Below are 18,517 nucleotides of genomic sequence, written 5' to 3'. Positions count from 1 at the left end.
CGGCCCCCCCCGGGGGGGGTGGGGCGCCACCCACCCCCCCCCCCCCGCGCGCCGCCGCGGTGGGGGTGGGGGGCCAACCGCGGGCGTCCTCGGCGGTCAGTCTGCGGTAGGTCTGCTCACCCGGCGGCCGCCACCACACCGGGTCGGCACACCGCACCCCCTCCCGCCGCAGCGCGGCCCGCTGGATCTTGTTGGTCGCCGTCACCGGCATCCGCTCCACCACCCGCACGAACCGGGGCGCCATCTTCGTCCCCAGGTCGGGCTGGGCCAGCAGGAACTCGGCGAAGTCCAACGGCTCGAACCGCCCGGCGACGGTCGCCATCACCTGGTCCCCGGTCACCGGGTCCGGCACCCCGTACACGGCGACGGCGTCCGCGCCCTCGTACCGCGCCACGATGTTCTCGATCATCGCGGCGGCCAGGTTCTCCCCGTCCACCCGGATCCGGTCGTCGGTACGCCCCGCGAAGTACAGATAGCCGTCCCCGTCCCGGTAGAAGAGATCCCCGGTCCAGTACCAGCCTCCCCGGCGCCGCTCGGCCTCCGCCTCCGGGTTGCGCCAGTACCCCTCGAAGGGGTTCGGCGCCCGGTTCACCAGCTCCCCTATCGCCTGCTCCCCGTTGAGCAGCCGGCCCCCCGAGTCGAAGACCGCGGCCGGGCACTCCGCCCCCGTCTCCTGGTCGAGTACGACCAGACCGGGCGCGGCCCGCCCCACCGCCCCGCCGGGCGTCCCCGGCGACCACTGGATCGCGGCCCCGCCCTCCGACGACCCGTACCCCTCGACCAGCCGCACCCCGAACCGCTCCTCGAAGGCGGCCGCGTCCACCGCCCCGGCCTCCGTGCCGAAGCCGAGCCGCAGCGGATTGTCCCGGTCGTGGGCACGTGGCTCGGTGGCCAGGATGTACTGCACCGCTCGGCCGACATAGGTGAAGTAGGTCGCCCGGTAGCGCCGTACGTCGGCCAGGAATCCCGACGCCGAGAACCGCCGCCGTAACGCCACCCCGGCGCCCGCCGTCAGCGCGGGAGCCCAGTCGGCGATCACGGCGTTGCCGTGGAACATCGGCATGCAGATGTAGTGCACGTCGTCGGGCCCGACCCCGAACTGTCCGGCGAGCGACCGCCCGGCCGCCGCGAGCCTGCCCTGGGAGCAGAGGGCGGCCTTGGGGGCGCCGGTGGAACCGGAGGTGAAGTAGAGCAGGATCCGGTCGCCGGGGGCGGCCCGCGAGGCGTCCGGGAAGGCGCCGAGGTAGGGCGCGAGGAGTGCGCCGTACGCCGGATCGTCGGTGACCAGGAGGCGCACGCCGCGCAGTTCGAGCCCGCCGAGCAGCGGCAGATGGGCCCGCTCGGTGACCAGCACCGGGCACTCGGTGTGCCGGATGTCCCGCGCGAGCTCGGCTCCGCGCCGAGTCGGGTTGACCCCGGCGACAGCCGCCCCGGCGAGCGCGGCGGCGCCCAGCCAGAGCGGGAACTCCGGGGTGTTGTCGAGCAGCACGCCCACATGGGGCACGGCACCGGGCGGCAGCAGATCCCGCAGCAGGGCCGCGCGGGCGGCGGCGCCGCCGGCCACCTCGTGATGCGTCAGCACCTGCTCCTCGAACCACAGCCCCGGCCGGTGGTCACCCCATCGGGCAGCGACTGCTTCGGCGATCGTGCGCCCTTCGAAGGCCATGAAGAGGCAGATTAGTTGACACTCCGTCAGATCGATACCCCAGGGGCGCGGGGCTGCATCGATTCGCGGCTACCGCCGCGTGGGCGTGACGAGCCCGCACCGGCCCGCGGAGGTCCACGGCCTCACCGGCACTCACGGAGTCCAGTCCACCGTCCCCGGCTCCGGTCCCGTCCCCCCGTCCGAGAAGGCGAAGTGCGCCCCGATCATGAAGGCCACCGCAAACCCGATGAAGACCAGGAAGAACACCAGGAGGCACCCGGTCTCCGCGGCCAGCTTCCCCTGCGCGGGCGGCTGTGCCGTCGCCTTCTCCGGGGTCTCCGGCAGGTAGTACACCGTCACGAAGTCACCCTCGACGACGGTCGACGGCCCGTTCGTCTCGTCGATGCGGACGGTCCGCCCCTCGGCCGTGGTGAACTCGAACACGTGATGCAGCGTGGTCGTCACGGACGTGTCCCCGCTGCCGCCGCTGGTCGTCGTGTACGACCGCAGACAGCGCGCCTCGGCCGTACGGCCGTGACGCCACGCCCGGCTGATCTGGCGTGACCGCTTCAGTGTTCTGATCACCCCGTACACCCCGACGACGACGAAGATGCCGGGAATGATGTAGAAGAACGCTTGCAGCAGGCCCATGACAGTCCCCCGGTTCCGAACACCGGTCCGACCGACCGGCGTGGCGGGAACGTACCCCTGCGACCTGCGGCGGGTCCTCAAGCGAAGCTCAGATCAGCCGGATGTTACCCAGTCGTCGAACGACGCCGGTCAGAACGTGACGTCTGAACAGGCGTAGAACGCGTTGCCCGTGTCGGCGATCGTCCAGACCGCCAGGATCACGTGGTGACCGCTCAGCCCCGTCGGCAGGGTGCCGCTGTGGCTGAGGGTGGCCGGCGGGCGCTGGCCGTTGTAGGGGACGGTGAGGAACGGGGTGGTGTTGAGGTCCGAACGGGCGAGGGCGTGGTTCTGGTTCCAGCCCTGCTTGGTGACGTAGTACTTGAAGTCGGTCGTGGCGTGCATGGCGGTGAACTGCCAGCGGAAGGTGTACGACTGACCGCCCGTCACCTTGGTCGTCGGCCAGGCCGCGCCCGCGGGGGTCTTGGGCGAGCTGAGCTGGGCGAACCTGCTCAGCCCGCCGTTGCAGAGCTGGCCGTCGGCCGGGCCGGCCGCCGGGAAGCCCTTCGGGCCCTCGACGCTCTGCGGCTCGTACTGGATGTCACCGCAGTTGGTCACGGTGCCGTTGGCGCAGAGCTTCTGCCTGCTGATGGGGAGGTCGGTGTAGCCGTGCCCGCTGGCACCGCCGGTGGAGAGCGCGAAGGCTCCGGCGGTCGCCACACCGAGCACGACGGCCGAGATCTTGGTCCGTTTACGCATGCTGCCGCTCCTGGAGAACGTGGGGGAGGTTCTGTGAGCCGTGCAGGTCTAGACCAAGTCTCAGATTATTGCCATCAGTTGACCGTGTCCATATCAACGACCCATCCCTGCGCGTCAGGGCGCGGAGTCGGAGCGTCCCGAGCAGAACGCCACCGTCAGGTCCCGCACCAGCACCTTGCGCTCGTAGTCGTCGAGTTCGACCAGGCCGCGCATGGTCAGCCGGGTCACCGTGTCCTCGACGGAGTCCACGACGGAGGCGAGCATCCCGGACCGCTGCTGGGCGTCGAGCGCGGCGATCCGGCGCCGGTGCATGGCCGCGGCGACCTCCGGGGCGTACTCCACCCGGACCGGCTGCACGGAGAACACCTCCAGGCCGATCCCACCCGCGTCCTTCGCCACCAGCCGGGTCAGCGCGTCGGCGGCCATCTCCACCGAGCCCCGCGTCCGGCCCGGCACCTCCACCGGCACCCGGGCCAGCGCCGCCTCCACGCACTCCCGCAAATACGTCTCGTGGTCGTCGAGACCGAGCACCGCCCGCGCGGTGTCCCGCACCCGCCACACCACCAGGACGACGACCCGCAGCGCGACCCCGTTGCCGTCCGCCGCCGGCATCTCCTCGCTGCGCCAGTGCCGCAGCCGGACGTCGACGCGGCGGCGCAGCAGCAGCGGGTTGACCCAGAGCAGGCCGGTGCGCCGCACCGTCCCCCGGTAGCGGCCGAACAGGCCGAGCACCCAGGCCCGTCCGGTCGCCCCGCGGGCGAGACCGGCGAAGCCGAACAGGCCGAGCGCGCCGGCTCCGGCGCACGCGGCCCACTGCGCCGGGCCGAGTCCCGCGCCCGCGTACGCCGGAAGGCGCAGCGCGTGCACCGCGAGCGGGGGCAGCACTCCGGCCCACCACGAAGTGGCGAGGCCCCCGGCCGTTCCGGCCAGCCCGGCGGCCACCCCGGCCGCACCGGGCAGCACCCGGGCGGGGCGCTCCACCAGTTCGGGGTCGACGGCGGCGACCGGCCGCGGCTTGGCCGGGGCCGGGCGGCGCAGCCGGGGCTGTTCGCCGGTGCCCTGCCGGCGGCCGACCACGGCGGGCTTCAGCGGGACCGAGACCGGGTCGGGGTCGTCGCGGAACAGCAGATGGACCGGGATCTCGGTGGTGGCCTCGTTCTGGATCAGCCGGGGGACGGGCCGGGTGGGCGGCCCGCCGTCCAGGGGGTCGTCCGATTCAGGGGTGTGTGCGGTCGTCGTACTCATGCCTGCCTCCAGCCTCCGCGCCAGATGCGTCACGTGATCGTCGGGTCGTTACAGGAACAGACGGCGCCAGGTCTCCGGCCCCGGGTAGCCGTCGGCCGCGCCGCCGCGCCAGCCCTGGGTGCGCTGGAACGCCTCGACGGCCCTGCGGTCGGCCTCGCCCCAGGCCGGGCCCGGGCCCTCGGCGTAGAAACGGCCGAAGCCCTTCTTGATCAGCTGTCTGCCGAGCCGGGTGACGTAGTCGTTGGCGGCGCCCGGACGGAAGTAGTTCTTGCCGGGGTAGCCGGGGACCCCGTGCGAGGCGGGGACGGGCGTGGCCGTGACGGCGGGCTTGATGTCCTTGCCCTTGCCGGTGGCGAGGAGTTCCCAGGTGCCCGGGCCGGGCAGGCCGTCGGCGGCGGCGCCGGTCCAGCCCTGGGCGAGCTGGAAGGCCCGGGTCGCCTGCTGGTCCGCGGTGCCCCAGACCGGCCCCGGGCCCTTGGCGTAGTGGCCGCCGCCGCCCCGGGCGATGAGCAGCCGGCCGAGCAGGGTGACGTACTTGTTGTCGGCGCCCGGGCCGAAGTAGGCCGCGCCGGGGAACGGCACCGCCGTCTTCCCGGCCTGGGCGCCGGCCGTAGCAGGGTCCGCGATCAGGCCCTTGTAGCGGTAGGGGACGTACTTGGCGGAGTTGCTCCAGTAGGCGTAGGGCGTGGACTGGCGGCGGGCGTGCGGGGGTGTCTGCTCGTACGCCGTGTAAGCGGTGTGCGTGTAGTCCGTCCAGCCGCCGAAGAGCACGACGTGGGAGCCCTTCTCGGGGTTGTCCGGGTTGTGGAAGAGCAGGATGTCGCCGGGCTGCAGCTCTTCCTTGGTGATCTTCGTGCCGAACTGGTCGAGGCTGCCCGTCCACTCGTTCCCGGTCAGCTTCCAGGCCATCGAGACATAGCCGGAGCAGTCCTGCCGGTATCCGTCCGTCCAGTAGAGGGACATGCTGTACGGCACCTTGGCGGTGACCCAGATCTTGGCCCGGTTGATGATCTCCGTGCGGGTGATGGCGGGCGTGGTGACGGGGCCGTGGACGGGCTTGCCGCCGGGGCCGTGCAGGGGGGACTTGGCGCCCTGCGGGGTGTCGGGCTCGCCGTCCGCGGGGGCGACGGGCCGGTGGGGGGAGGGCGGGGTGCTGTGGGCGGCGGCCGTCGGGGTGCTCGCGGCGAGGGCGGCGGACGCGGCTGCGGCCACGACCAGGACGCCCCGGGCGGCCGGGTGCCCGCCGAAACGCCCGGGCAGCGGGTACGGGCCGACCCGCCGCCAGTGGACGCATCCGGGGCATTCGCAGTCGTTCGCGGGGTCGAATTCCTCGAATACCGGGGCCGGCATGCGATCCCCCTCACACTTCATGTTGATATGTCCGGGACTGTGCACATTGATCAGTTTCCCAACTGTCGCCCCGGTGCGCATGCTGACGGTCCGAATGATGTACGGCAGGGGGCGGACGGGGGTCCCCCTGATGGCCGCCGGTCGGGAGCACCACCCTCCGTCGGGTAGAGTTCTCGCTGTCAGCACGCGCCGCTAGCTCAGTTGGTTAGAGCAGCTGACTCTTAATCAGCGGGTCCGGGGTTCGAGTCCCTGGCGGCGCACAGACACCCGGAAGGCCCTCCGCAGCAGCGGGGGGCCTTCCGGCGTACACCCCACCGGCCGCACGAGGCCACTTCGGAACCATGTGCACCGTTATGTCAACTACCGACACGGTCGATCCACACAATCACCACAGGTTCCACAATGAACACCTATGACCGGTAAACACCATGTTTCGCTCTTGCGATCATGCTCGGCACCGTAGAACCCTGGATGTCCAAAGTGCCGATGATTCGCGGCACTTGGGGGGTAGGTAACCGGTTGCCGGATCTGCGGGGTTGAGGGGCCCCGGTCACGAATCGATGCCGAGGGGGGCATCATGCAACCGGACGGTCACGGTCCGTGTCCATGTCTGTGGAACGACTGTGCCCCGCCATTGACGCGCCCGGCCTGATCGAGGGGGATCCGACCGGGCGGTGGGACCGACAGACACGCGCTGACCTGCGCGTGTGGGGGGATGACTCATGACGTCGACGCCGACGGGCGCCCGGCAGGAACAGGAACACGACCCGTCACAGCCATACGACCCGTCACAGACCACACAGCTCCGCGTACCCGCACACCGAGGCACCACCGGCGCCCTGCGCCGGATCAAGAAAACACTGCCCAGATACGACTACGAGCACTACAGCAGGCTCGCGGGCCCCCTCACCCAGCCAGATCCGAGCACACCGTACAAAGTGCAGTACCGCTCACTGCTCTCCCAGGAACCGCACCGCCTGCGCGCGGCCCTGATGCTGGGCGCCGCCCCGCTGCTCTCGCTGGTCCTGCTGACCTGGCTGCTGCAGCCCGAGCACTGGACCCAGCGCGACTACCCGGCCTACGACTTCCTGCCGGCCCTCGACATCGTGATGCTCGTGTCGATCGGCCTGATCGAGTTCTTCCGCTGCATGAACGTGCTGTCCAACGCACACGCCACCCTGGTGGCCCGCGACCCGGTCCCGGTGGTCCCGGAGACCGGCACCCGGGTCGCGTTCATCACCACGTTCGTGCCCGGCAAGGAGCCGCTGGACATGGTCACCCGGACCCTGGAGGCGGCGGTCCGGCTGCGCCACCGGGGGCTGCTGCACATCTGGCTGCTCGACGAGGGCGACGATCCGGAGGTGAAGCAGGTCTGTGCGCGCCTGGGCGTGCACCACTTCACCCGCAAGGGCGTCGAGAAGTGGAACCGGCCCAAGGGCCCGCACCGGGCGAAGACCAAGCACGGCAACTACAACGCCTGGCTGGAGGCGCACGGCGACGAGTACGACTTCTTCGCCTCCGTCGACACCGACCACGTCCCGCTGCCCAACTACCTGGAGCGGATGCTGGGCTACTTCCGCGACCCGGACGTCGGCTTCGTCATCGGCCCGCAGGTGTACGGCAACTACGACAACCCCATCACCAAGGCCGCCGAGTCCCAGCAGTTCCTCTTCCACGCCCTGATCCAGCGCGCCGGCAACCGCTACGGCGCGCCCATGTTCGTCGGCACCTCCAACGCCGTACGGATCAGGGCGCTCCAGCAGATCGGCGGCCTGTACGACTCGATCACCGAGGACATGGCCACCGGCTTCGAGATCCACCGCACCAGGAACCCGGCGACGGGGAAGAAGTGGCGCTCGGTGTACACCCCGGACGTGCTCGCGGTCGGCGAGGGCCCGAACGCCTGGACCGACTTCTTCACCCAGCAGCTGCGCTGGTCCCGGGGGACCTACGAAACGATCCTCAAGCAGTACTGGAAGGGCCTGTTCACGCTGTCGCCGGGCAAGTTCTTCAACTACACGATGATGATCATCTTCTACCCGATGTCCGCCCTCAACTGGATCCTCGCGGCCCTGAGCTGCGCGCTGTTCCTGGGCCTGGGCGCCTCGGGTGTGAACATCGACCCCACCGTGTGGCTGATGCTCTACGGCAACGCCTCCGCGCTCCAGATCGGCCTGTACATCTGGAACCGGCGGCACAACGTCTCCCCGCACGAACCGGAGGGCTCCGGCGGGGTGGCCGGCATGGTGATGTCGGCGCTGTCCGCGCCGATCTACGCCCGCTCGCTGATGGACGCCGTGCTGCGCCGCAAGAGCAGGTTCGTGGTCACGCCCAAGGGCGAGTCGGCCAGCCCGGACACGCTGTTCGGCACGTTCCGCATCCACTGGTTCTTCATCCTGGTCTTCGGCGGCTCGCTCGCCGCCGGTTTCGTCGGCGGCCACTCGCACCCGGCGATGCTCACCTGGGCGACGCTGGCGCTGCTCATCACGGCGGCCCCGATCTTCGCCTGGCAGTACACGCTGCGCAAGGAGAGCAGGACATCCGCGGTCGCCGCCGAGCCGGAGGACGCGGTACCGCCCGGCTACACCCGCGCGGCACACGCCCCGCAGCAGCGGCCCAGCTGGGCACCCGCGGGCGGCGGCGGGAACCCGGAGGAGACCATGCGGATCGCGCTCGGTGGGCTGGGGGGAAATAAGGAATGACCGACAGTGCCGGCGGCCGCCGGGCTCGTCGTCTCGCGATCGGCACGGTGGTGGTGCTCGCCCTGGCCGGGATGAACGGGCCGTGGGTGTACCGCTTCGGGACCGAGGAATACCACCAGTACAAGATCAACAGACCGGAGTACAAGGCCGAGAACGGCCACTGGGACGTCATCGAGTTCCCGAAGGAGTACCGCCAGGACACCATCCACGCGGTACTCCTGCACACCGGAAAGGTGCTGCTGGTCGCGGGCTCGGGCAACAACCAGGACAACTTCGACGCAAAGATCTACGACAGCCGGATCTGGGACCCGGTCAAGGGCACGATCAAGAAGGTGCCCACCCCGGCCGACCTGTTCTGCACCGGCCACACCCAGCTCGCCAACGGCGACATCCTGATCGCCGGTGGCACCAAGCAGTACGAGAAGCTCAAGGGCGACGTCAAGAAGGCCGGCGGCGTCATGATCCTCTACAACGAGAACCCCGACAAACCGATGACCCTGCCCCAGGGCACCCGGTTCACCGGCAAGGGGAACGGCCGGACGTTCCTCTCCGACGACTCGGTGCTGATCCCGCGCGCGACCAAGGTCTTCGACAGGAAGACCGGCAGGTTCCTGCGGAACAACCCCGGTTACGCGCGGGTCGTCGTCGAGGCGCCGAAGGAGGGCACCCGGTACGAGACCGGCACCCAGGACAACTACGGCATCGAGGGACTGACCGGCGCCGACGCCCGCAACACCTACGGCATCGCCAACAAACTCGGCATGGACAAGCGGGACTTCGAAGGCATCAAGAACGCCTACGAATTCGATCCGGTCGCCGAGAAGTACATCAAGGTCGACCCGATGAACGAGGCCCGCTGGTACCCGACGCTCACCACACTCTCGGACGGCAAGGTCCTCAGCGTCTCCGGGCTCGACGACATCGGGCAGCTGGTGCCGGGCAAGAACGAGGTCTTCGACCCGGCGACGAAGAAATGGACGTACACCAAGTACAAGCGCCAGTTCCCGACCTATCCCGCACTGTTCCTGCTGCAGAACGGCAAGCTCTTCTACTCCGGCTCCAACGCCGGGTACGGCCCGGACGACGTCGGGCGCGACCCCGGGATCTGGGACGTGGACACCAACCGGTTCACGAAACTGGCCGGGCTCAGCGATCCGAACATGCTGGAGACCTCCGGGACCGTGCTGCTGCCGCCGGCGCAGGACGAGAAGTACATGGTCGTCGGCGGCGGTGGGGTCGGCGAGTCCGAGCTGTCCACGAACCGGACGCGGCTGATCGACCTGAAGGCCGCCGAGCCGAGGTTCGTGGACGGGCCCACGCTGGAGAAGGGGACGCGGTATCCGCAGATCTCGGTGCTGCCGGACGACTCCGTGCTGGTGTCGGGCGGCTCCGAGGACTACCGGGGGCGCGGCGACTCCGACATCAGGCAGGCGCGGATCTACGACACCGCCACGAACTCCTTCAAGCGGGTGGCCGACCCGCTGGTGGGGCGGGACTACCACTCCGGGTCGATCCTGCTGCCCGACGGCCGGGTCATGTTCTTCGGATCCAACCCGCTGTACGCGGACAAGGCCAACACCAAACCGGGAGTCTTCGAGCAGCGGATCGAGATCTACACACCGCCGTATCTCTACCGGGACTCACGGCCGTCGCTGAGCGGAGGGCCGGGGACCATCGCCCGGGGCGGGTCGGGGACGTTCACGTCCCAGCACGCCTCGACCATCAAGAAGGTGCGGTTGATCCGGCCGAGTGCGACCACGCATGTGACGGATGTGGACCAGCGCTCTGTCGCGCTGGACTTCACGACGTCGGGGGACCGGATCACGGTGACGGTACCGAGGAACCGGAACCTGGTGCCGTCGGGGTGGTACATGGTGTTCGTGGACGACGATCAGGGGACGCCGAGTGAGGCGCGGTGGGTGAAGGTGCCGTAGCTCTTTGTGCCGTGGCGCTCCCGCACGTATTTCCTTTGCGTGCGGGAGCGCTGTGGCTGGTCGCGCCCACGCGGCGGAGCCGCATATGGACAGCGCCCCGCGCCCCTAGGTCTTTGACCCTTGCGCCAGTTTCAAGGCGTAGGTGGGCCACCAATTGCCAGCCTGGGGGCCGCCCTTGCAGGTGCCGTCTGATTCGCCTGGGCGTTTTACCCACAGGTAGGCGTCTGCCAAGGGGTCTGCCGTCTTTGTGGTCGGGGTTTCTCCCAGGGTCCGGCCCGGCGGGTTGCACCACCGCTCGGCCGGATCGCCGTCCGTGTAGGGGCCGTTGCCGTTTCTGCTGGTGTCGATGACGAAGTGTTTGTTGCCCACCTTCTCCGAGAGTTGCTTGCCGTAGGTGATGGAGTCCTGGGTGGAGTAGAAGTTGGAGACGTTGACCGCGAAGCCGTCCGCCTCCGTGATGCCCGCCTGTCGGAGGGGCTGGTAGATCTGGTCGGGGTGGCCCCAGCCGGCGTTCCCGGCGTCCAGGTAGACCTTCGTGTTCTTGAGGGACTTGAGCCTGGTGATCGCGGAGCGCAGCAGGTCGTAGCGTTCCTCGGCGAACCGGGCCTGGGTGCAGCCGTCGACGAGGTGCAGTACGGCGTCCGGTTCGAGGACGACGGTCGCGGGGCGGTCCTGGATGCCACGGGCGACCCCGTCGATCCACGCCCGGTACGCGTCGCCGTCGGCCGCGCCGCCCTGGCTGTACTGGCCGCAGTCGCGGTGCGGGATGTTGTAGAGGACCAACAGGGCCGTGCGGTCGGACCTCTGCGCGGCCTGGGTGAAACCGCGTGCCTCCTGCTCCGGGTTCTCCGGGCCGATCCACTCACCGGTCGGCTGTTGCGCTATCTTGCGGATCTGCCCGGCGTCGGTGTCCTTGCCGGCCTTCGCGTAGGCCTTCACCTGACGGGCCGCGTTGGAGTCGGGGTTCACCCAGAACGGGTCGGCCCCCTTGGGCTGTTGGGTGATCGCCGTGCCCGGATCCGTGGTGTCCGGCCGGTCGTCGCCGCCGGTGCCCGAGGAGCAGCCGGCGAGCAGCAGCACCGCTCCCAGCGCCCATGTCCAGGCCGGCGGCCGGGCCCCCCTGCTGTCGTACATCCAATTCCCCCCTGGGTGCACATGGCCAGGCCCCAATCGTGACATACCCACCGCACTCGCCACGAGATCGCCCAGCCTTGTCGGTGAGCTGTTACAGCCCGGGTCGACGGGTGGAGAGGAGGCTCGGCGAGCGCGAACCTAGGCCCGGGCGCGGGTTCCCCTCTAGAGTCGCTTGCGGGCGGCCCGGCCCCGCCGGCCTTCCCAGCCTCCCGCGCCCGCGCCCGGGTTACTCCCGCAGCCCGGGCGCGCGCGGTCGAGGACCGGCCCGGCCGGCGGTCTCAGGGGAGCGGACCGCCGACCGGGCCAGGTGCGTCCGGTGCGGCTTCTATACGGCGGTTCCGGTGAGGTACGCCGAGACGACCACGTTCGCCGTGTAGTTGTGGGTGGTCCGGTCGAAGGTGCCGCCGCAGGTGATCAGCCGGAGTTCGGCGCGGCCCGACTCGCGGGCACCGTAGGCCTGTTGGGCGTCGAAGTGGTCGCGGGGCAGCACCCGTACGTCGTCGATGGTGAACTCGGCGACCGTGCCGTCGGCGCGGACCACGCGGATCGTCTCGCCGGGGCGCAGGGCGCTGATCTTGTAGAAGACCGCGGGCCGGGTCTCGGTGTCGACGTGCCCGACCAGGAGCGCGGTGCCGGCGGCGCCCGGTTCGGTGCCGGAGCCGTACCAGCCGACCACGCCGGGCTGGTCGAAGGGCGGTGGGTCGATCCCGCCCTTGCCGTCTAGGCCGCGGGCGACCACGGGGGCCTGCACGCCCAGGTCCGGGATGTCGATGCGCTCGGGCGGGGCCGAGTCCAACGGCTTCGCGGCGGGCGGGAGTTCGGCGCCTGCGGGGCGGCCGACCGCGGCCACGTCACCCGTGGTGGGGCCGGATATGCCGTCGGGCACCTCGGTCACCCCGCGGCCCCACAGCCACAGCCCGAGCAGCAGGATCGCCCAGGCCACGCCGGTCAGCAGCCGCCCGGTGCCGGCGGGTCGTTCGGTGTCGTCGTCGGACATTGTCGTGCTGTCTCCTCAGCGTGAGCCGCGGCTCCGCCGGGCGCCCAGCATCCCGACGGCGGCCGCGGCGAACCCGGCGAGAACGAGACCGGTGACCGCCTGCGCGGTATCGGGACCGGTCGAGCGGGGGTCGACCGAGGCGAGCGGGGCGGTGCCGCCGCCGCCCGCGTGCACGGGCGCGACCGGTGTGGCGGGCAGCACGCCGGACCCGTCCGGCTGCCCGGCCTGGGACTGCGTGAGGGACGACTGCCCTACGACGGTGACGGTGCCGCTGACGACGGTGCCGGCGCAGGTGACCTTCACGTCGTAGGTGCCGGCGCCGATGGTGGAGCGGACCTGGCTCTGGCCGGTCAGGGTGCCGTCGTAGCCGCCGAGCCCGGCGTCCGAGACGAAGGCCGCCGAGGAGGCGGTGCCGGTCGTACCGGAGCAGCCGCTCACCCGCAGCGCCACGACGGAGCCCGGGGCCGGTGAGGCCGGGGTCACGGTGACTCCCTGGCCGTCCGCCGCATGGGCTGCCGTCGGGGAGAGGCCGGCTGCGCAGGCCAGGAGTCCGGTACAGAGAGTGAGGCGAAGTGAGCCCATCGTGAACCTCCAGATATTTGGAGGCTCCCCCGCACCGGGCGCCCCCGCATCCTCGGGGGGCGCCTTGTTGCTCCGTACGAGTGAGATCGGGTTTGGTGCCCGACCGGTCGGACGCGGCTCGGACCGCGGTTCAGATCCGGTCGACGAGGTCCGCGATCGAGTCCACGACCTGGGAGGGGCGGAACGGGTAGCGGTCGACGTCGTCCGGCTGGGTGACGCCGGAAAGCACCAGGAAGGTGCGCATCCCGGCCTCCAGGCCCGCGAGGACGTCGGTGTCCATCCGGTCGCCGATCATCGCGGAGGTCTCCGAGTGGCCGCCGATCGCGTTCAGCCCGGCCCGCATCATCAGCGGGTTGGGCTTGCCGACGAAGTACGGCTCCTTGCCGGTCGCGGCGGTGATCAGCGCGGCGACCGAGCCGGTCGCGGGCAGGTCGCCCTCGACGGACGGACCGACGTTGTCGGGGTTGGTGGCGATGAACCGGGCGCCGTCGTTGATCAGGCGCACGGCCTTGGTGAGCGCCTCGAAGGAATAGGTGCGGGTCTCGCCGAGGATCACGAAGTCGGGTTCGTGGTCGGTGAGGATGTACCCGATGTCGTGCAGCGCGGTGGTCAGGCCGGCCTCGCCGATGACGTAGGCGCTGCCGCCGGGCCGCTGGTCGTCCAGGAACTGGGCGGTGGCCAGGGCCGAGGTCCAGATGTTGTCCACCGGCACGTCCAGGCCCATCCGGCGCAGCCGTGCGTGCAGGTCACGGGCGGTGTAGATGGAGTTGTTGGTGAGGACCAGGAAGGGCTTCTCGGACTCCCGCAGCTTCTTCAGGAAGGCGTCCGCTCCGGGGATCGGGACGCCCTCGTGGATGAGGACCCCGTCCATGTCGGTGAGCCATGACTCGATGGGCTTGCGGTCTGCCATGTGGTGCGTCTCCTGGCGTGCGGATGGCGTACATGCGGTCATGCGGGAACTGGGGGCGCCGGAACCACGGCGTACCGACGCCCCCAGCCTAGTCAGGACTGCGTGAACGCGACCCCGTCCGTCGCCTCGGGCCGAAAGGCTCAGCTGCCGGTGGCGGACTTCCAGGCCTCGACGTATGACGTGAGGTTCTTGTCGATGTCGTTCCAGTCCGGCGAGAAGATGTCGACGCCGTCCATCAGCTTGGTCAGCGCGATGGCGTTGGCGTCCACGGCCTTGACGTCGGTACGGGCGCTGAAGCCGCCGCCGATCGAGCTGACCTCCTGCTGCTGCTTGCGCGCGAGCATGAAGTCGAGGAGCTTCTTGCCGTTCTCGGTGTGCGGGGCGCCCGTGAGCAGCCCGGCCGCGTAGGGCAGCGCGAAGGTGGTGGGCTTGCCGCCCTGGGCGGCCGGGAACCAGATGCCCAGATTGGGCATGGTCCTGGACTGGGCGTAGTTCATCTGGACGTCGCCGTTGGCGACCAGCAGTTCGCCCTTGTCCACCTTGGGGGCGAGCTTGCCGGTGGAGGCGGACGGGCCGACGTTGTTGGCCTGGAGCTTCTTCAGGTAGTCCAGCGCCTGCTGCTCGCCGCCGAAGTCGTGGACGGCCTTGATCAGTACGGCGGTTCCGTCACCGGCGACACCGGGCGTGGAGTACTGGAGCTTGTTCTTGTACGTGCCGCCGAGCAGCTCCTCCCAGGTGGTCGGGGCCTGCTTCAGCTCCTTCTTGTTGTAGACGAAGCCGAAGTAGTTGTTGACGACGGAGGTCCAGGTGCCGTCGACTGCCTTGTCGGCACCGCTGACCAGCTCGGAGTCCTTCGGCTCGTACTTCTGCAGCAGGCCCTTGCTGTCGGCCTGCTGGACGAAGGGCGGGAGGGTGACCAGGACGTCGGCCTGCGTGTTGCTCTTCTCCCGCAGGGCGCGCTGCACCACCTCGCCGGAGCCGCCCTCGACGTACTTGACCTTGATGCCGGTCTGCTTCTGGAAGTCGGCGAAGACCTTGTCGTACCAGCCGTCGTTGTTCTCACCCTTGAGGCCGTCGGCGCTGTAGACGGTGACGACCTTCTCGTCGGCGGCGGCCGAGGAGCCGCCGCAGGCGGAGAGCAGCGGGGTGGCCAGGAGGGAGACGGCTACGGCGATCTTGAGCGTGTTTCTGGGCATGGCGAGGCTGACTCCTTGCGTAAGGGGTTCTGGATCAGCGAACAGTGATCAGCGATCAGTCATTAGTGATCAGTCATCAGCGGTACGAAGCGCGGTTGCGGACGCGGGAGACGGCGAACAGGGCGATCAGGGTCGCCGCCATGAGGACCACCGCGAGGGCGGAGCCGGCGAACAGGGCGCCGCGGTCGGTGGCCGAGTAGATCAGGACGGGAAGCGGGGTCCAGTCGGGTGGATAGAGCATCATCGTGGCGCTCAGCTCACCCATGGAGAGGGCGAAGCAGAGGCCGGCGGCGGCGGTGAGGGAGGGCAGGAGGAGCGGCAGCCTGACCCGCCAGAGCACCTGGGCGGGCCGGGCGCCCAGGGAGGCGGCGGCCTGTTCGTACGCCGGGTCGAGACGGGTGATGGCGGCCGACACCGACTGGTAGGCGAAGGCGGTCACCAGCACGGTGTGGGCGAGGATCACGATCCACCGGGTGCCGTTGAGCAGCATCGGCGGCTTGGAGAAGGCCACCAGGAGCGACAGCCCGACCACCACCGACGGCACGGCGACCGGCAGCACGAACAGGGCGTCGACCAGGGCCTTGCGGCGCCTGCCGAGGGCGTGGGCGGCGAGCGCGGCCCAGGTGCCGACGGCGAGCGCGAGCAGACTCGCGGTGACGGCGGTGACGAGGCTGGTGGTGAGCGCCTGGAGGGCGTCACCGCGGGTGGCGGAACGGAAGTTGCCGACGGTCGCCCCCGAGGGCAGGACGCCGGACCAGTGGGTGGCGAAGGAGGCGCCGAGGACGACGAGCAGAGGGAGGGCGAAGAGCGGCAGGAACAGGACGAGGAACACCGCCCACACCGCCCACCTGGCCTTGCGGCTATGCACCAGCACGACGGCTCACCATCCGGTAGAGGCCGTAGAGACCTACGGAGATCAGGACGTTGACGACGGCGACGACACAGGCGCCCGGGTAGTCGGACTCCAGGATCGCCTTGCTGTAGACGAGCATCGGGAGGGTGGTGACCCCCTTGGCGCCGGTGAACAGCACGATCCCGAACTCGTTGAGGCACAGCACCAGCACCAGGCTCCCGCCGGCGGCGAGCGCGGGCAGCGCCTCGGGGAGGATCACCTGCCGCACGATCCGGGGCGCCCGCGCCCCCAGGCTCGACGCCGCCTCCAGCTGCGCGGTGTCGAGCTGCGAGAACGCGGCGAGCAGCGGCCGCATCACGAACGGCGTGAAGTAGGTGACCTCGGCCAGCAGCACCCCCCAGGGGGTGGTCAGGAACTGGAAGGACCCGATGATCCCGGTCGTGCCGTAGATGAAGAGCAGGGCGAGGGTGATGAGGAAGGAGGGGAAGGAGAGGTAGACGTCGATGAAGCGGGCGACGGCCTTGGCCCCGGGGAAGGGGATGAAGGCGATGACGAGGGCGAGCACGAAGCCGAGGACCATGCACCCGGCGGTGGAGGAGACGGCGATCCAGACGGTGGTCCAGAGAGCGTTGCGAAACGACTGGGAGGCGAAGACGTCCGCGTAGGGCTGGAGGGACGTCCCCCCGGTGTCGGGCCGCACGGACTGCTGGACGACGAGGGCGAGCGGGTAAAGAAAGAAGAGGGCGAGCAGGGCAACTGGCGGCAGGACCAACGCGCCCCGACAGGGGCGCGGGGCACGGCGCGACCAGCCACGAACCACCCGCGGCCGAGGCACGACATCAGTCACGGCCAACCCCCGCAGGCAGCAACACCGCATCCTCCGAAGCGAAATGCAACGCCACTTCATCCCCGAACCCCGGCGGATCCCGCAACTCCCGCAGATCCGCCATCACCACCTGCCCACCCACCTCGACATACAGCCGATGCGTGGCCCCCCGCCACTGGATCTCCCGCACGACACCAGCGAGTTGATTGGGCCCCTGCCCCAGCCCCACCAGATGCGGCCGCACACACAACGTGGCCCGAGCCCCGGAGACGGCCCCCGCCGTATCCACCTTCACCGCGGCCCCCGCGAAGTCGACACCTCCCGCCCCCACGGTCACCGGCAGCAGGTTCGCCCCGCCCACGAAGGACGCCGTGAACTCGTCGGCGGGCGCCCGGTACAGCTCGGCCGGCGTCCCGCACGCCCGCAGCCGCGCCCGGTCCATCACCGCGATCCGGTCAGCCAGCGTCAACGCCTCGACCTGGTCGTGGGTGACGTAGAGGATCGACACGTCGGGCAACTCCCGGTGCAGCCGGGCCAGCTCCGCGAGCAACCCGGACCGCAGCTGCGCGTCGAGCGCGGACAGCGGCTCGTCCAGCAACAGCACCTCCGGCCGGATGGCCAGCGCCCGCGCGATGGCGACCCGCTGCTGCTGCCCGCCGGACAGCTCCCGCGGATAGCGGCGCGCGTACGCCGCCATCCCGGTCATCTCCAGTGCCTCGGCGACCCGTTCACGGGTCTCGCCTTTGGGCGTCCTGCGGGCCTTGAGCCCGAAGGCCACGTTGTCGGCGACCCGCAGGTGCGGGAAGAGCGCGTACTGCTGGACGACCATCCCGATCCCCCGCCGGTACGGCGGCAGGTCGGTGACGTCACGGTCGCCGAGGAACACCCGCCCGGAGACGGGCCGTACGAACCCGGCGACCGCCCGCAGCGCGGTGGTCTTGCCGGAGCCGGACGGCCCGAGCAGGGCCATCACCTCGCCGGGCGCGACGGTGAGGTCGAGGGAGTCGAGGACGACGTTCCCGTCGTAGGCGACCGTGACGGAGTCGAAGCGGATACCGCTGGTCATGCGAGCACTCCCGGCAAGCCCGCGACCGAGTCGAGCACCTGGGTCGCCCCGGCCGCCCGCAGCGCGTCCGCGCCGTGCGCGCCGGTCAGCACCCCGGCGACCAGGCCCGCGCCGGCCCGGACGCCGGTGAGCATGTCGTAGGAGGTGTCGCCGACGACGGCGACCTGACGGACGTCGTCGGCGGCGGCCGTGCGCAGCAGCGCGGTGAGGACCATGTCGGGGTACGGCCGCCCGCGGCCCCCGGCGTCGGCGGGGCACAGGGTGAGCGGCACCAGGTCCTGCCAGCCGAGGGCGGCGAGGATCGCGTCCTGGGTGGCGCGGGCGAACCCGGTGGTGAGGACGACGGTACGGCCGTCCGCCCGGAGCTGCTCGATGGTCTCGCGGGCGCCGGGCAGGGCGTGCACCCTGCCGCCGTCGACGAGTTCGGCGTAGGCCGCCTCGAAGGCCCGGTTGGCCTCCTGGGCCTTGGCCTCCTCTCCGAACAGGTGCCGGAAGACGGAGATCTTGGACTCGCCCATGGTGGCGCGGACGTAGTCGATCATCTGGTCGGGGTCCGCGCCCAGATGGCGGGCGGCTGCCGTGAACGCCTGCTCGACGAGCCCGCCGTCGGCGACGGTCGTACCGGCCATGTCGAGCACGACGAGTCGGATGTCCTCGGCCGTCTCAGCCATGTGGTTCGTCTCAGCCATGT

The 18,517-nt window shown here is 70.4% G+C and carries 16 protein-coding genes and 1 tRNA gene; 3 read left to right on the top strand and 14 right to left on the bottom strand.

What is annotated here, in order from left to right; translation table 11 throughout:
• From ACWGJB_RS44290 to ACWGJB_RS44270, 5 genes are all read right to left on the bottom strand, one after another.
• Positions 1 to 1,666: long-chain-fatty-acid--CoA ligase (locus tag ACWGJB_RS44290; protein ID WP_453385710.1), on the bottom strand; the 1,666-nt coding region annotated here is incomplete at its 3' end.
• A gap of 132 nt (positions 1,667 to 1,798) precedes the next feature.
• Positions 1,799 to 2,296 carry a DUF3592 domain-containing protein gene (locus ACWGJB_RS44285; protein ID WP_453385709.1) on the bottom strand — a complete coding sequence of 166 codons (498 nt, stop codon included), beginning with the start codon at positions 2,294 to 2,296 and terminating at the stop codon, positions 1,799 to 1,801.
• Positions 2,297 to 2,425: 129 nt separating this feature from the next.
• Complete coding sequence (locus ACWGJB_RS44280; RefSeq protein ID WP_453385708.1) at positions 2,426 to 3,031, bottom strand: lytic polysaccharide monooxygenase auxiliary activity family 9 protein; 606 nt, start codon at positions 3,029 to 3,031, stop codon at positions 2,426 to 2,428.
• 114 nt (positions 3,032 to 3,145) lie between these two features.
• Positions 3,146 to 4,276, bottom strand: coding sequence for an SPFH domain-containing protein (locus ACWGJB_RS44275; RefSeq protein WP_453385707.1), 1,131 nt, complete (start codon positions 4,274 to 4,276; stop codon positions 3,146 to 3,148).
• Positions 4,277 to 4,324: 48 nt separating this feature from the next.
• On the bottom strand, positions 4,325 to 5,626 hold the full coding sequence (locus ACWGJB_RS44270; RefSeq protein WP_453385706.1) for a peptidoglycan-binding protein: 1,302 nt from the start codon (positions 5,624 to 5,626) through the stop codon (positions 4,325 to 4,327).
• Positions 5,627 to 5,812: 186 nt separating this feature from the next.
• Here ACWGJB_RS44270 and ACWGJB_RS44265 point away from each other — a divergent pair.
• From ACWGJB_RS44265 to ACWGJB_RS44255, 3 genes are all read left to right on the top strand, one after another.
• A tRNA-Lys gene (locus ACWGJB_RS44265) sits at positions 5,813 to 5,886 on the top strand.
• A 462-nt stretch (positions 5,887 to 6,348) separates the two neighbouring features.
• Entirely contained in the window at positions 6,349 to 8,328 is a 1,980-nt protein-coding gene (locus ACWGJB_RS44260) for a glycosyltransferase family 2 protein (RefSeq protein WP_453385705.1), read from the top strand.
• Positions 8,325 to 10,262, top strand: a complete 1,938-nt coding sequence (locus ACWGJB_RS44255) for a galactose oxidase-like domain-containing protein (protein ID WP_453385704.1) — start codon at positions 8,325 to 8,327, stop codon at positions 10,260 to 10,262. Before ACWGJB_RS44260 ends, ACWGJB_RS44255 begins: the two co-directional genes overlap by 4 nt.
• Before the next feature lie 105 nt (positions 10,263 to 10,367).
• Here ACWGJB_RS44255 and ACWGJB_RS44250 read toward each other — a convergent pair whose 3' ends face one another.
• The 9 genes from ACWGJB_RS44250 to ACWGJB_RS44210 form a co-directional block, all read right to left on the bottom strand.
• A complete protein-coding gene (locus ACWGJB_RS44250) occupies positions 10,368 to 11,396 on the bottom strand; it encodes a glycoside hydrolase family 6 protein (RefSeq protein ID WP_453385703.1) in 1,029 nt (342 codons plus the stop codon).
• A gap of 325 nt (positions 11,397 to 11,721) precedes the next feature.
• Positions 11,722 to 12,393 (bottom strand): class F sortase, encoded by a 672-nt coding sequence (locus ACWGJB_RS44245; protein WP_453385702.1) that lies wholly within the window; start codon positions 12,391 to 12,393, stop codon positions 11,722 to 11,724.
• A gap of 15 nt (positions 12,394 to 12,408) precedes the next feature.
• On the bottom strand, positions 12,409 to 12,975 hold the full coding sequence (locus ACWGJB_RS44240; RefSeq protein WP_453385701.1) for a hypothetical protein: 567 nt from the start codon (positions 12,973 to 12,975) through the stop codon (positions 12,409 to 12,411).
• Between the two features lie 130 nt (positions 12,976 to 13,105).
• The gene (locus tag ACWGJB_RS44235) at positions 13,106 to 13,885 is read right to left on the bottom strand and encodes an HAD-IIA family hydrolase (RefSeq protein ID WP_453385700.1); all 780 of its coding nucleotides are present in this window, start codon (positions 13,883 to 13,885) and stop codon (positions 13,106 to 13,108) included.
• Positions 13,886 to 14,025: 140 nt separating this feature from the next.
• Positions 14,026 to 15,081 carry a 2-aminoethylphosphonate ABC transporter substrate-binding protein gene (locus ACWGJB_RS44230; RefSeq protein ID WP_453385699.1) on the bottom strand — a complete coding sequence of 352 codons (1,056 nt, stop codon included), beginning with the start codon at positions 15,079 to 15,081 and terminating at the stop codon, positions 14,026 to 14,028.
• A 76-nt stretch (positions 15,082 to 15,157) separates the two neighbouring features.
• Entirely contained in the window at positions 15,158 to 15,955 is a 798-nt protein-coding gene (locus ACWGJB_RS44225; protein ID WP_453385698.1) for an ABC transporter permease, read from the bottom strand.
• Positions 15,942 to 16,811, bottom strand: a complete 870-nt coding sequence (locus ACWGJB_RS44220) for a 2-aminoethylphosphonate ABC transporter permease subunit (RefSeq protein WP_453385697.1) — start codon at positions 16,809 to 16,811, stop codon at positions 15,942 to 15,944. Before ACWGJB_RS44220 ends, ACWGJB_RS44225 begins: the two co-directional genes overlap by 14 nt.
• A complete protein-coding gene (locus tag ACWGJB_RS44215) occupies positions 16,774 to 17,826 on the bottom strand; it encodes an ABC transporter ATP-binding protein (RefSeq protein ID WP_453385696.1) in 1,053 nt (350 codons plus the stop codon). The genes ACWGJB_RS44220 and ACWGJB_RS44215 overlap by 38 nt, the downstream gene beginning before the upstream one ends.
• A complete protein-coding gene (locus ACWGJB_RS44210) occupies positions 17,823 to 18,515 on the bottom strand; it encodes a phosphonatase-like hydrolase (RefSeq protein ID WP_453385695.1) in 693 nt (230 codons plus the stop codon). The genes ACWGJB_RS44215 and ACWGJB_RS44210 overlap by 4 nt, the downstream gene beginning before the upstream one ends.
• Positions 18,516 to 18,517: the final 2 nt, after the last annotated feature.

Source organism: Streptomyces sp. NPDC054813 (genome assembly GCF_053611365.1).
This window is presented reverse-complemented; position numbering and strand designations above follow the sequence as displayed.

Bases quoted from the DNA above. Each gene is read 5' to 3' on its own strand.
- ACWGJB_RS44285 (WP_453385709.1), bottom strand. From the start codon at position 2,296: ATGGGCCTGCTGCAAGCGTTCTTCTACATCATTCCCGGCATCTTCGTC.
- ACWGJB_RS44280 (WP_453385708.1), bottom strand. From the start codon at position 3,031: ATGCGTAAACGGACCAAGATCTCGGCCGTCGTGCTCGGTGTGGCGACC.
- ACWGJB_RS44275 (WP_453385707.1), bottom strand. From the start codon at position 4,276: ATGAGTACGACGACCGCACACACCCCTGAATCGGACGACCCCCTGGAC.
- ACWGJB_RS44270 (WP_453385706.1), bottom strand. From the start codon at position 5,626: ATGCCGGCCCCGGTATTCGAGGAATTCGACCCCGCGAACGACTGCGAA.
- ACWGJB_RS44260 (WP_453385705.1), top strand. From the start codon at position 6,349: ATGACGTCGACGCCGACGGGCGCCCGGCAGGAACAGGAACACGACCCG.
- ACWGJB_RS44255 (WP_453385704.1), top strand. From the start codon at position 8,325: ATGACCGACAGTGCCGGCGGCCGCCGGGCTCGTCGTCTCGCGATCGGC.
- ACWGJB_RS44250 (WP_453385703.1), bottom strand. From the start codon at position 11,396: ATGTACGACAGCAGGGGGGCCCGGCCGCCGGCCTGGACATGGGCGCTG.
- ACWGJB_RS44245 (WP_453385702.1), bottom strand. From the start codon at position 12,393: ATGTCCGACGACGACACCGAACGACCCGCCGGCACCGGGCGGCTGCTG.
- ACWGJB_RS44240 (WP_453385701.1), bottom strand. From the start codon at position 12,975: ATGGGCTCACTTCGCCTCACTCTCTGTACCGGACTCCTGGCCTGCGCA.
- ACWGJB_RS44235 (WP_453385700.1), bottom strand. From the start codon at position 13,885: ATGGCAGACCGCAAGCCCATCGAGTCATGGCTCACCGACATGGACGGG.
- ACWGJB_RS44230 (WP_453385699.1), bottom strand. From the start codon at position 15,081: ATGCCCAGAAACACGCTCAAGATCGCCGTAGCCGTCTCCCTCCTGGCC.
- ACWGJB_RS44220 (WP_453385697.1), bottom strand. From the start codon at position 16,811: ATGCGGTGTTGCTGCCTGCGGGGGTTGGCCGTGACTGATGTCGTGCCT.
- ACWGJB_RS44215 (WP_453385696.1), bottom strand. From the start codon at position 17,826: ATGACCAGCGGTATCCGCTTCGACTCCGTCACGGTCGCCTACGACGGG.
- ACWGJB_RS44210 (WP_453385695.1), bottom strand. From the start codon at position 18,515: ATGGCTGAGACGAACCACATGGCTGAGACGGCCGAGGACATCCGACTC.